The sequence below is a fragment of the Oceaniradius stylonematis genome, assembly GCF_965223445.1.
In the GTDB taxonomy this organism is placed as follows: domain Bacteria; phylum Pseudomonadota; class Alphaproteobacteria; order Rhizobiales; family Rhizobiaceae; genus Roseitalea; species Roseitalea stylonematis.
This window is the reverse complement of record NZ_OZ244994.1, coordinates 2,049,588-2,062,157: the sequence shown is the minus strand read 5'-3', so window position 1 is coordinate 2,062,157 and position 12,570 is coordinate 2,049,588. Positions and strand designations below refer to the sequence as shown.

The 12,570-nt window shown below is 63.1% G+C and carries 12 protein-coding genes; 7 read left to right on the top strand and 5 right to left on the bottom strand.

What is annotated here, in order from left to right; all coding sequences use genetic code 11:
* Positions 1 to 8 precede the first annotated feature (8 nt).
* The gene (locus ACOQOU_RS10195; RefSeq protein WP_306025978.1) at positions 9 to 1,397 is read right to left on the bottom strand and encodes a cytochrome P450; all 1,389 of its coding nucleotides are present in this window, start codon (positions 1,395 to 1,397) and stop codon (positions 9 to 11) included.
* A gap of 64 nt (positions 1,398 to 1,461) precedes the next feature.
* Complete coding sequence (locus ACOQOU_RS10190) at positions 1,462 to 2,178, bottom strand: glutathione S-transferase (RefSeq protein ID WP_306025979.1); 717 nt, start codon at positions 2,176 to 2,178, stop codon at positions 1,462 to 1,464.
* On the opposite strand from ACOQOU_RS10190, the gene ACOQOU_RS10185 reads away from it, so the two are divergent.
* Entirely contained in the window at positions 2,177 to 3,220 is a 1,044-nt protein-coding gene (locus ACOQOU_RS10185) for an aldo/keto reductase (protein ID WP_109768400.1), read from the top strand. The two genes, ACOQOU_RS10190 and ACOQOU_RS10185, sit on opposite strands and share 2 nt — an antisense overlap.
* A 6-nt stretch (positions 3,221 to 3,226) precedes the next feature.
* Here ACOQOU_RS10185 and ACOQOU_RS10180 read toward each other — a convergent pair whose 3' ends face one another.
* Both ACOQOU_RS10180 and ACOQOU_RS10175 read right to left on the bottom strand, forming a co-directional pair.
* Positions 3,227 to 3,724 carry a thioesterase family protein gene (locus tag ACOQOU_RS10180; RefSeq protein WP_306025980.1) on the bottom strand — a complete coding sequence of 166 codons (498 nt, stop codon included), beginning with the start codon at positions 3,722 to 3,724 and terminating at the stop codon, positions 3,227 to 3,229.
* Positions 3,725 to 3,896: 172 nt separating this feature from the next.
* Positions 3,897 to 4,109 (bottom strand): hypothetical protein, encoded by a 213-nt coding sequence (locus ACOQOU_RS10175; protein WP_306025981.1) that lies wholly within the window; start codon positions 4,107 to 4,109, stop codon positions 3,897 to 3,899.
* 95 nt (positions 4,110 to 4,204) lie between these two features.
* Between ACOQOU_RS10175 and ACOQOU_RS10170 the strand changes: the two genes are divergently transcribed.
* Positions 4,205 to 4,762, top strand: coding sequence for a DUF2269 family protein (locus ACOQOU_RS10170; protein ID WP_306025982.1), 558 nt, complete (start codon positions 4,205 to 4,207; stop codon positions 4,760 to 4,762).
* 34 nt (positions 4,763 to 4,796) lie between these two features.
* Here ACOQOU_RS10170 and ACOQOU_RS10165 read toward each other — a convergent pair whose 3' ends face one another.
* Positions 4,797 to 5,069, bottom strand: a complete 273-nt coding sequence (locus ACOQOU_RS10165) for an usg protein (RefSeq protein ID WP_109768378.1) — start codon at positions 5,067 to 5,069, stop codon at positions 4,797 to 4,799.
* A gap of 262 nt (positions 5,070 to 5,331) precedes the next feature.
* Between ACOQOU_RS10165 and gyrB the strand changes: the two genes are divergently transcribed.
* The 5 genes from gyrB (at position 5,332) to ACOQOU_RS10140 (ending at position 12,550) form a co-directional block, all read left to right on the top strand.
* Entirely contained in the window at positions 5,332 to 7,791 is a 2,460-nt protein-coding gene (gene gyrB, locus ACOQOU_RS10160; RefSeq protein WP_306025983.1) for a DNA topoisomerase (ATP-hydrolyzing) subunit B, read from the top strand.
* Positions 7,792 to 7,847: 56 nt separating this feature from the next.
* Complete coding sequence (locus ACOQOU_RS10155; RefSeq protein ID WP_109768377.1) at positions 7,848 to 8,066, top strand: hypothetical protein; 219 nt, start codon at positions 7,848 to 7,850, stop codon at positions 8,064 to 8,066.
* A 96-nt stretch (positions 8,067 to 8,162) separates the two neighbouring features.
* Positions 8,163 to 9,932: a B12-binding domain-containing radical SAM protein gene (locus ACOQOU_RS10150; protein ID WP_306025984.1), complete on the top strand. Its 1,770-nt coding sequence runs from the start codon at positions 8,163 to 8,165 to the stop codon at positions 9,930 to 9,932.
* Between the two features lie 183 nt (positions 9,933 to 10,115).
* Positions 10,116 to 11,537, top strand: coding sequence for a cytochrome ubiquinol oxidase subunit I (locus ACOQOU_RS10145; protein WP_306025985.1), 1,422 nt, complete (start codon positions 10,116 to 10,118; stop codon positions 11,535 to 11,537).
* Between the two features lie 11 nt (positions 11,538 to 11,548).
* A complete protein-coding gene (locus ACOQOU_RS10140; protein WP_306026079.1) occupies positions 11,549 to 12,550 on the top strand; it encodes a cytochrome d ubiquinol oxidase subunit II in 1,002 nt (333 codons plus the stop codon).
* Positions 12,551 to 12,570: the final 20 nt, after the last annotated feature.

The following is a 12,570-nucleotide window of genomic DNA, read 5'->3' as shown; positions in this document are numbered from 1 at the left end:
TCTTGGCGTCAGCGTCGGACGATCCGCATGGGCAGGCCGTTTTGCGCCTGCACGGTGAGCTTCTGGACCGGCCAGGGCGCCAGGCCCGGTGTCGGCTCGAAGCGGAATTCGTTGAGCATCAGCGCCAGCGCGATCACCGCTTCCTGCAGCGCGAAGGTGGCGCCGATGCAGATTCGCGGGCCCGCGCCGAACGGCAGATACTGGAACCGGTCGATCGCGCCGCGGTTCTCCGGCCAGAAACGCGATGGCTGGAAGGCGTTCGGATTGTCCCAGTAAAGCCGGTGCCGGTGCAGCACCCAGGGCATGACGAGCACGGTCGTCCCGGCCTTGATCTCGACCGATGTGCCGTCCTTGAAGGTGAAGATTTCGTCTTCGACGGCCATCCGGTTGATCGACGGCGCCGGCGGATAGAGCCGCATCGCTTCCTCAAAAGCCGCACGGGTCTTTGGCATCTTTTCAAGCCACTCGACCGGCGGCGGATCATCGGCCAGAACCTTTGCGATCTCTGCTTCGAGCAGCGCCCGTTCGTGGGGTGCATTGGCCAACAGATAAAGCGTCCAGCCCAGAGCGCGTGCCGTCGTCTCGTGGCCAGCGCCGATGAAGGTTATCAGATTGTCCTCGATTTCGTCGGCGTCGAGACCGTCGGGGCCTTCCGCGTTAAGCAAGAGCGCCAGAAAGTCGTTGCGGACGGCGTTGGCATCGGTGCGCATCTTCTCGCGCCTTGCATCCATCGTGTCGCGGACGACCTTGCGGAACTTGGCGAGCGTCGCCTTGCCGCGCAGGCGCTGGATGCGCGGAAACCATTCGGGCGCCTTGAGCAGGTCAAGCGGATCGACGCGTCCCATGGTCGACAGCAGCCGGTCGACATCCTCGGCAAAATCGACGCCATCGGTGACCACCTCGTCGGAAAACAGCGTGTAGGCGAGGATTTCGTAGGTCAGCTCGGTCATGTCGTGGCTGATGTCGCGCACCGAACCGGCATCCTCTCGGTACCGCGCTAGGAACGTATCGGCCCTCGACCGCATCATGTCGGCGAACCCGTTGATGTGGCGCGGGGTGAAGACCGGCGCCATCGCCTTGCGGCCGCGCCGCCAGGTCTCGCCCTCGGCGGTCAGGAGCCCGTCGCGCAGGATCGGGCGCAGGATGAGCTGGCGCACCCGCGCCATGCGATAGTTCTTCTGGTTGTCGACCAGGACGTGCCGGATCAGCTCGGGATGATTGCAGATCAGTGTCGTCTCGTTGAGAAAGCGCGCGGTGATGTGCGTTTTGGTGTAGGACGGCTCTCCCCACAGTTCGAGCGGGTTGCGCATGACCGTGCGGACCACTTCCAGCCGCGTCGGTATGTGGGTGCGCGGAACCGGATGCGGCGGCACGAAAGGTTGCGGCTTGGTGTCCATGGCGACTGTCCTCGACTTTGGCCAATATGGCCGCAGTTTGCGCCCGGTCAAAGGTGACAGATGATCACGGGAACACGGTATCGACGTCGCCCGGGTGCCATTGCGGGTATTTCCGCATGATCGACGCAAAGCGTTCAGATGCGAGGAAACGGTCCAACCAGTCCCGCAGATGCGGCCATGGCTGCGCATCGAACCAGCCCCGATCGACATGGGCGAATTGGCGCACGAAGGGCAGTATGGCGTAGTCGGCGAGCGTGGCGCGATCTCCGAGCAGCCACTCATGGCGCTCGAGCCGTGCGTCCAGCGGCTGAAGATGGTCCGCCGCAATGGCGCGCTGCTGGGTTTCCGATATTGTTTCGTTTTCGTAACGATTTGGATATTTGTAGCGATCCAATGCCGCCTTGAACGAGCCGTCATTGGCGGCCACCAATGTTTCGACTTCGGAACGAACAAATCGATCCTTCGGCCACCAACATTCGGGATCGGCTTGCGACAGCGCCCAGACCATTACGTCCCAACTTTCGTCGATCACCGTACCGTCGGGCAAGACAAGGACCGGCACAGTGGCCTTGGGGGACGCTTGGATCATGGCGGCGGGCTTGTCGCGCAAGACCACCTCGCGCAGCTCTACCGCGATGCCGCTTGCGGCAATCGCCAGCCTGGCGCGCATCGCGTAGGGGCAGCGGCGAAAAGAATAAAGAACGGGTGGAAGCGCCGTCATGGCCGGCCTATCTTTCAGTGCATCCAAGATTTTCAGCCAGACCAATTTGGGGACGACCATGAAAATGCGCAAGCTGGGCCGCACGGGCCTCGACGTGTCCGAGATCTGCCTGGGCACGATGACCTGGGGCTCGCAAAACTCCGAGGAGGAGGCGCATGCCCAGATGCGCTATGCGGTCGAGGCAGGCGTCAACTTCTTCGATACCGCGGAGATGTATCCGACCACGCCTTTTGCGATCGAGACCGCAGGGCGCACCGAGGAGATCATCGGTACCTGGCTGGCCGAGGACGGACGGCGTGACGAGATCGTTCTCGCCACCAAGGTGATCGGCCCGGGCGGCCATGGCGTCGATGGCGGGCGGCCGATCGATGCGGCGAAGATGCGCACCGCCTGCGAACGCTCGCTCAAGCGGCTGCAGACGGACCATATCGATCTCTACCAGATTCACTGGCCGAACCGCGGCTCCTACCATTTCCGCCAGAGCTGGACCTATGCGCCCGACAAGCAGGACAAGGCCGAGGCGCTCGACGGCATTGCGGAGATTCTCGAAACCGCACAGGCGCTGGTCGACGAGGGCAAGATCCGGCATTTGGGCCTGTCGAACGAAACCGTATGGGGAACGGCGCAATATCTGCGTATCGCCGGGGAGAAGGGCTGGCCGCGCGTGCAGTCGATGCAGAACGAATATTCGTTGCTGCACCGCATCTACGATCTCGATTTCGCCGAACTGGGCCATCATGAGGATGTGGGACTGTTGTCCTATTCCTCGCTGGCCGGCGGGCTCCTGACCGGTAAATATGAAGGCGGCAAACTGCCGGAAGGCTCGCGCCGGACGATCAACGAGAACATCGGCGGGCGCGTGACCGATTACCTGGAGCCGGCGCTCGGCCGGTATCTGGACATCGCCCGCAAGCACGGGCTCGATCCGGCACAGATGGCGCTGGCCTTCTGCCTCTCCAAACCGTTCCTGACCTCGGTGATCATCGGCGCGACGACGATGGACCAGCTCAAGACCTGCATCGACGCGGCCGATGTCACACTGGACGATGCGGTGCTTGCGGACATCGAACAGGTCCACCGCAAATGGCCGATCCCGATGTGAGGCGCCTCAATCCAGCGCCGCCACCATCTCCGGATCGAGGTCCGGCGAGGGACCGTCATGGCCCAGCGCCCGGGCGAGTTCGGCGCTGGGCACTTTTTCTCGCCCCTTGAGGAAAAGCGCCTTCAGCACCCCGCGGGCATGCACCGTTTCGCCGACGACGAAGCGTTGCTCCATGTAAACCCATTTGCCATCCCAGCCGGCGACGCGCGTCGTCAGTTCATATGCCTGGAACGGGTCGAGTGGGCGGCGAAACACCATCCTGGCGCTGCCGACCACGGGATACCAGCGATTGGCACGCATGACACGCCACAGGCCGGAGCGGATCGTCAGATCGACGCGACCGAGATCCATGATCGTCAGGTAACGGCCATTGTTCATGTGGATGTTGGTGTCCAGATCGTTCGGCAGAACACGCAGGCAGATACGCGTCTCATCGAAAACGCCCGTGGCCGGTTTGCGGAACGCGGCCAGCACGATCCAGATTAGACGGAAGATGAGATTCATGGCGCACCATCGCTCGCAGGGCTTCGACATTACGTTTACGTAAAAGGAATATCAAGCCGCCAAGCTTCCACCGGAGGGATCAGCGCGGATCCAGCGGCAACGGCACCATCGAAGCAAAAGAGGCCCGCCAACGGCGCCTGTTGACGACTGGACGCAGCATTTCGCTGTCGGCTCAGCCTTCGGCGTTGGCCCGGAGATGATCGGCGACAGTGTCGGCGTCACGGGTCACGTCCCCGGGATTGTCGCGGAAGTCGAACCGCGTGACATCTTCGAGCATCGGCGGCGTGGCATCACCGAGATGGCCATCAGGGAAGGTGCGCACGCCCTGCGGAACTGCGGCGGCTTCCGAGTGGACGATCGCCAGCCGCTTGCCCGGGACGAGCAACGCGGAAACGGCCGGGTCCGGCAGCGGTACAGCCAGTCTTACAATGGCCCCCACAGGCCCTATAAGATGGTCGGAAACGCCAAGAAGGAGTGCGCATGCGCAAGACCTTGAAAATTCTGCACACGATCGCGGCCTGCGGGCTGATCGGCGGGCTTGCCGGACACATGGTGCTTCTGATCGTGGCGCATCCGCAGACGCCCCGCGCCTACAGCGCCTTGCGGGAGGCGATCGCCGCCATCAGCGATTACGTGCTGCTGCCGTCGCTGGCGATCGCGCTGGTGACGGGGCTCCTGTCGATGGCCGTGCACAAGCCGTTCATCGACAAGGGATGGGTGCTGCTCAAGGCGGCGATGGGCATCCTGATGTTCAAGGGCGTCCTGACGGTGATCGCCGCTCAGGCCGATCATGCGGCGGCGGTCGCCGAACGGGTGGCCAACGGCGAGGCCGGGGCGGACATGCTCGCACGAGCCATCGCCTATGAATGGGCTGCGCTGTGGACTGTGATGGCGCTGTCGGTGGCCAACGTCGTTCTGGGCGTCTGGCGCCCGCGCCTGTCGCGCAGGCCGGCCGCAAAGGCCCGAGAGGTCCGGCCAAAGCCGGCCGACGCCCGCACTGTCGCGGCACGCAAGCAACCATCCGTCAAGGCGGCCTGACCGTCAGCGCGGCCTGCCGAGGCGATGATGCCGCTCAGTGCAGGATGATTTCGCCATCGACCTTGCGCCACTCGCCGGGGCTGATCAGCCGCTTGTGCGCATAGCGCACGGAATGAAGCGGGCCGTCCAGATTGTCTTCCCAGAAGTCCAGGAACCGGTACATTTCGGGAAAGTCCGGGGCCAGATCGTAATGCTGCCAGATGAAGGTCTGCAAGATCCCCGGATGGTCGGGCATGCGGTAGAGAATGTGCGCCGTGGTCAGCCCGTATCCGGCCAGCTGCCGTTGAAGATCTCCGTGTTCGGTCATGCGTGTCCTCGCCTGAACGTGGAACGATTCTCTCATGCTGACGGCGACATGGTAAACAATTAATGAATTCAATGGCTTGGCAGCCTTACATTGCGAGTGCTGCCAGATGTGGCCTGCACGCCGGAACGGCGTTGCGTCTATCCCCCGCAAACTGCGCGGCGGATTTGGATTCGGACCCGCAAAAGCCTATATATCTTGGGCAATTGGCCCGCCGATTCGCGTCCACCGCGCGCACATGGCGATACAGACAAAAAAGGCCCGCATGAGCGATCAACCGCAAACGCCTCCCGATCCTTCCGAAACCGGCAATGGCGCCTATGGCGCCGAGCAGATCAAGGTCCTCAAGGGCCTCGATGCGGTGCGCAAGCGCCCGGGTATGTATATCGGCGATACCGATGACGGCTCCGGCCTGCACCACATGGTCTACGAGGTGGTGGACAACGCCATCGACGAGGCGCTGGCCGGCCATGCCGACCGCGTGACGGTGACGCTCAATGCGGACGGATCGGTGACCGTGACCGACAATGGCCGCGGCATTCCCGTCGACATTCATGAGGGCGAAGGCGTTTCGGCGGCCGAAGTGATCATGACGCAACTTCATGCCGGCGGAAAGTTCGACCAGAACTCCTACAAGGTATCGGGCGGGTTGCACGGCGTCGGCGTCTCGGTGGTCAACGCACTGTCCGTGTCACTGAAAATGAAGATCGGCCGCAACGGCAAGTTCCACGAGATGAGCTTCACGCACGGCGTCGCGGACGCGCCGCTCGCGGTGACCGGCGATGCGGGCGATTATACCGGCACGGAAATCACGTTTCTTCCGTCGACGGACACGTTCACCCGAACCGAGTTCTCGTTCGACACGCTCGAACACCGGCTGCGCGAACTGGCATTTCTCAATTCGGGCGTGCACATCGTCCTGACCGATGCGCGGCATGCCGACCGGCGGGAGGTGGATCTGGTCTATGATGGCGGGCTGGAGGCGTTCGTGCGCTATCTCGATCGCGCCAAGAAACCGCTGATCGAAACGCCGATCGTGATCAGCGGCGAAAAGGACGGAATCACGGTCGAGGCGGCGCTGTGGTGGAACGACAGCTACCATGAGAACGTCCTGTGCTTCACCAACAACATCCCGCAACGCGACGGCGGTACGCATCTGGCCGGCTTCCGCGGCGCGCTGACCCGGCAGGTCAACGGCTACGCAGAAAGCTCGGGCCTTGCCAAAAAGGAGAAGGTCTCGCTGACGGGCGATGATTGCCGGGAAGGGTTGACCTGCGTCCTGTCGGTCAAGGTGCCCGATCCGAAATTCTCGTCGCAGACAAAGGACAAGCTGGTTTCTTCGGAAGTGCGCCCCGTGGTCGAAAGCCTCGTTAACGAGACGCTGGGCGAGTGGCTGGAGGAAAACCCGGCCGAAGCCAAGACGCTGGTCGGCAAGGTGGTCGAAGCGGCCGCGGCGCGCGAAGCGGCGCGCAAGGCGCGCGAACTGACCCGCCGCAAGGGCGCGCTCGATATCACCTCGCTGCCGGGCAAGCTGGCCGACTGCCAGGAACGCGATCCGGCAAAATCGGAAATCTTCATCGTCGAGGGCGATTCTGCCGGCGGCTCGGCCAAGTCCGGCCGCTCGCGCAAGAACCAGGCGATCCTGCCGCTGCGCGGAAAGATCTTGAATGTCGAGCGGGCACGGTTCGACCGGATGCTCGGTTCGGATCAGGTCGGCACGCTGATCACGGCGCTTGGCGCGGGTATCGGCAAGGACGAGTTCGATGCCGACAAGCTGCGCTATCACAAGATCATCATCATGACGGACGCCGACGTTGACGGCGCCCATATCCGCACGCTGCTTCTGACCTTCTTTTTCCGGCAGATGCCGGAGATCATCGAACGCGGGCACCTCTATATCGCCCAGCCGCCGCTCTACAAGGTGACACGCGGCAAGTCCTCGCAGTATCTCAAGGACGAACAGGCGCTCGAGGACTATCTGATCGATGTGGGGCTGGAGGATACCAGCCTCGAGACCGGCGATGGCGACGTGCGCTCCGGCAACGATCTGCGCGCGCTGATCGAGACGAGCCTTCAGGGCCGCACGCTGCTGCAGGGGCTGCATTCGCGCTACGACCGCGCTGTGGTCGAGCAGGCCTGGCTGGGCGGCGCCCTCGATCCGGCGCTTCTGAGCGATCTGGGCCGGGCCGCGGACGTGGCGACGCAGGTTGCCGGCAGGCTGGATACGATTTCCGAGGAGACCGAACGCGGCTGGACCGGACGGATCAATCCCTCCAACGAAGGCGATGGCGGCTTCGTGTTCGAACGCACGGTGCGCGGCGTCAAGGAAGCGGTGATCATCGATGCGGGGCTGATCCAGTCGGCCGATGCGCGGGCCCTCAATGCGCTTGCGCCACGTTTCGACGGCGCGTTCGACGTGCCGGCGACGCTGCGGCGCAAGGATGCCTTCCAGACCATCACCGGTCCGATGGCGCTGATCGAGAGCATCTTCGAGACCGGCCGCAAGGGCCTGACGCTGCAGCGCTACAAGGGCCTTGGCGAAATGAACTCCGAACAGCTCTGGGAGACGACGCTCGACCCGGAAGCGCGGTCGCTGCTGCAGGTGAAGGTCAACGATGCGACGGACGCGGATTCTCTGTTCAGCCGGCTGATGGGCGATGAAGTGGAACCGCGGCGAGAATTCATCCAGGACAATGCGCTTTCCGTGGCGAACCTGGATATCTGATAAGCCGACCAAACGGCGGGCCTGATGCGGCCCGCCGCCGATGTGGGAGGGCCGCCATGGCACCTTCTGACGATTTTCTAGGTGTGCCCGGCTATTGGACGCTCGAAGACCTTGCGCGTTCCGGCCAGGTGGTCATGTTCGAGTGCAGCCATTGCACGCACACCAAGATCCTCGACATTCCGGCGCTCGCCCGCAAGCACGGGCCGCAGACGCGGGTCAATTTTTTCAAGCGCAACATGCCCTGCCCCCGGTGCGGCAAGACCGGTATGGCGTAGCTTCGATCAAGCCACGATGGGCTGCGCGGCGGACGGTCGCCATCCCACTCATCCTATGGTAGAAGGCGCCAAACTGCCCGCCGAAGGGATGGCCCCGTGTTGCAATCGCCCAAGACCGCCGAGCGCCGATTTCAGCTCGTTCTGATCAAGCCGTCGCACTATGGCGAGGACGGCTATGTCATCCGCTGGTGGCGGTCGATCATCCCGTCCAATTCGCTGGCTGCGGTTTACGGAATCGCCGCCGAATGCGCCGAGGCCAAAGCGCTTGGGCCGGACACCCAGATCGACATCGACGCGATGGACGAGACCAATACGCGCATCGATGTCGACGGGCTGGTCAAGCGGTTCGCCGAAAACAACAATTTCGGCATGGTGGCGCTGGTCGGCGTTCAGTCCAACCAGTACCCCCGCGCACTGGATTTGGCCCGGCAGTTCCGCGCCGCCGGCATCCAGGTGGCGATGGGCGGGTTTCACGTATCCGGTTGCCTTGCCATGCTCGATGGCCACGCGGTCGATCTCGACGCATGCCGCGATCTGGGCGTTTCGATGTTCACCGGCGAAGCCGAGGGCCGGTTCGACACGATCCTGTCGGACGCGGCGCAGGGCCGTCTCCAGCCCCTCTATGACTATATGAACGATCTGCCCGGCATCGAGGGGACGCCGGCACCCTTCCTGCCCAAGCGCTATGTCGAACGCACCGTCGGCCATTCGACCAGCTTCGACGCCGGCCGGGGGTGCCCCTACCAGTGCTCCTTCTGCACCATCATCAATGTGCAGGGCCGCAAGTCGCGGTACCGTTCGGCCGACGATGTCGAGCGTTTGGTGCGGCTGAACTGGGAACAGGGCATCCACAAATTCTTCATCACGGACGACAATTTCGCCCGCAACCGGGAATGGGAATCGATCTTCGACCGGCTGATCAAGCTGCGTGAGGAAGACGGCATTCCGCTCGGCCTGATGATCCAGGTCGATACACTATGCCACAAGATCGACGGGTTCGTCGAAAAAGCCAAGCGGGCCGGCGTCACCCGGGTCTTCATCGGGCTTGAGAACGTCAATCCCGACAATCTGATCGCCGCCAAGAAACGCCAGAACAAGATCACCGAGTACCGCAAGATGCTGCTGGCCTGGAAGGCGCAGGGCATCATCACGCTCGCCGGCTACATTCTGGGTTTTCCGGCCGACACGCCCGAGACGATCCGGCGCGACATCCGCATCCTGCAGGAAGAATTGCCGCTCGACATCATCGAGTTCTTCAACCTGACGCCGCTGCCCGGCTCCGAGGATCACAAGGTCTTGTGGCAGAAAGGCGTCGACATGGATGCCGATCTGAACGCCTACGATCTGCACCATGTGGTCACCGACCATGGGAAGATGAGCCGCGACGAGTGGCTCGCCATCTACTATGAGGCTTGGCGGCTCTATTACACGCCCGAGCACATGAAGACGCTGCTGCGGCGCGCGGCGGCGACAGGCGTGCCGATTGCAAGTCTCGTCAAACTGCTCGTTCAGTTCGAAACCACGATCCGCCTCGAGGACGTCCATCCGCTGGAATCGGGCATTTTGCGCCTGCGCCACCCCAGCGAACGGCGTCCGGGCCTTGCCCGCGAGAACCCGCTCGTCTTCTGGCCGCGCTTTGCCTGGGACACGGTCCGCACCCATGTCCTGTTTGGCTTGGCGATTGCGCGCTGCACGCTCTGGGCGGTTCGAATCGCCCGCGATCCGGCGGCAAAGGACTATACCGATACCGCGCTCACACCGGTCGCTGACGAGGACGAAGCGCTCGAGCTCTACACCAAGACAACGGGCGGCACCGCGGCAGTGGCACACTCCAAGAAAGTGGCCGAACTGACCGGCCACGGCTGATCTGCGCCGCGCCGGCCTCTGTTACCGGTCCGATTTGAGCTGATCCCGATACGCGGTTGTGACTGCAACGGACGGGTTTTTCCGTCCAAAAGCCGCAAGTCCGTCATGATTGTTTCATGCGGCAGCGTGTCCTATCCCAATGGTGCGGTGCGGCATCCATATCCGGCCTCGAAAGGCTCAATCATGGACTCCACCGCTCTCGACCCGTTCATCCTGTCGCGCATCCAGTTCGCGGCCAACATTTCGTTCCACATCCTGTTTCCGACGATCACCATCGCGCTCGGCTGGGTGCTGTTCTACTTCAAGCTGCGCTACCACCGCTCGGGCGACGCGGCGTGGATGGATGCCTATTTCTTCTGGGTGAAGGTGTTTGCCCTGTCCTTTGCGATGGGCGTCGTCTCGGGCATCACCATGAGCTTCCAGTTCGGCACAAACTGGCCTGGCTTCATGGAAACCGTCGGCAACATCGCCGGTCCCTTGCTGGCTTATGAGATCATGACCGCCTTCTTCCTGGAAGCGGTGTTCGTCGGCATCATGCTGTTTGGCTTCCGCCGCGTTTCGAACCGCGTCCACACGCTGGCAACATTTCTCGTCGCCTTTGGCACGACGATGAGCGCGTTCTGGATTCTCGTCCTGAACTCGTGGATGCAAACGCCCGCGGGCTTTGAAATGCGCGACGGCGTGGCGCATGCGACCGACTGGTTTGCCATCATCTTCAACCCGTCCATGCCCTACAGGCTCATCCACATGCTGCTGGCGTCGGGCCTGACCGTTGCGTTCCTGATCGCCGGCATTTCCGCCCTGCGCTACCTGCTCGGCGACCGCACCCCTGCATTGCGCAAGGCGCTGAACACCGGGATCGTGCTCGGCGCGGTTCTCATTCCTGCGCAGATTCTTGCCGGTGACATGCACGGGCTGAATACGCTGGAACATCAGCCCGCCAAGATCGCCGCGATGGAAGGCCATTGGGAGACGCAGAGCCGCGCGCCGCTGATCCTGTTTGCGCTGCCGGACGAAGAAGCCCGTCAGAACCATTTCGAGGTGAAGATACCCGGGCTTGCCAGCCTGATCCTGACCCATTCGCTGGATGGCGAGGTGCCGGGGCTGAACGATTTCGTGCTGGAGGATGGCACCATCAAGCATCCGCCGGTGGTGCCTGTCTTCTGGGGTTTCCGCATCATGGTCGGCATCGGCATCCTGATGCTGGTCATGGCATGGACGGGCACATGGTTTTTGTGGCGCCGCAGAGCTTCGGACAACCCGCTGCCGCGCTGGCTCGCGCTTGGCCTTGTGCCCATGGCCGCCAGCGGATGGGTCGCGACCCTGTCGGGCTGGTATGTCACCGAGATCGGCCGGCAGCCATGGCTCGTCACCGGCGTGATGACCACCAAGGACGCGCTCGGCCCCGTCGCTGGCGGCATGGTGCTGTCGACGCTTCTGGCCTACCTCGCCGTCTATGTTCTGCTGCTCGGCGCCTACGCCTTCGTCATCATCCGGCTGGCCGTCAAGGCAGCCAGACAGGGCGATGAACGGCCGGAGCCCGGTCCCGCGGGAGGCACCGCGATCCCGGGCGGCAAAGACGCCATGCCCCAACCGGCGGAGTGACGGCGATGGATGTGACGCTTTTTTACCCTTACCTGCCGGTGGTCTTTGCCGGGCTGATGGGGATTGCCATCCTCGTCTATGTGATCCTCGACGGTTTCGACCTGGGCGTCGGCATCCTGTTTGCCGTGGCACCCGTCGAGGACCGCGACCGTATGATCGCATCGATCGGCCCGTTCTGGGACGCCAACGAGACATGGCTGGTCCTGGCGATCGGCATCCTGCTGGTCGCGTTCCCTGTCGCGCACGGTGTGATCCTGACCGAACTCTACCTGCCCGTCGCCATCATGCTGATCGGCCTGATCGCGCGCGGCGTGGCGTTCGAATTCCGCGCCAAGGCGACCGACGAGGAAAAGTGGCTGTGGAACCGCGTCTTCTTTCTCGGCTCGCTGGTGACCGCGCTCAGCCAGGGCTACATGCTCGGTGCCTATGTACTTGGCCTCGACGGTGACCGCGCAACCATGCTGTTCGGCTTTGTCGTTGCGCTGTGCCTGACGGCAGCCTATGCGGCGATCGGCGCGGCATGGCTGATCTACAAGACCGATGGCGATCTGCAGAAGCGCGCCGTCGCCTGGATGCGCCGCGCGCTGATCCTTGCGATGGGCGGAATGGCCGCGATTTCACTGGCAACGCCGTTCGCCAGCGACCGGATCTTTGCCAAATGGTTCTCGGTTCCCGAGATCGTCGCGCTGGCGCCGTTGCCGCTGATGACGGCGATCCTGTTCGGCTATCTGTTCTGGCAATTGGCCCATCTGCCCGACCGCAACGACCGGTTTTCGCTGCTGCCGTTCATCGCCATGACGGCGATCATGGTGCTGGGTTTTTTCGGGCTGGCCTATTCCTTCTACCCCTATGTCGTACCCGACCGGACGACGATCTATGAAGCGGCGGCAGCGCCCGAAAGCCTGATGATCGTTCTGGTCGGCGCGATGGTCGTCATTCCGGTGATCGCGATCTATTCGATCTATGCCTACCGCGTGTTCGGCGGCAAGGCGACGGATCTGCGCTATGATTGACGCGCCCACCATTTCGTTGC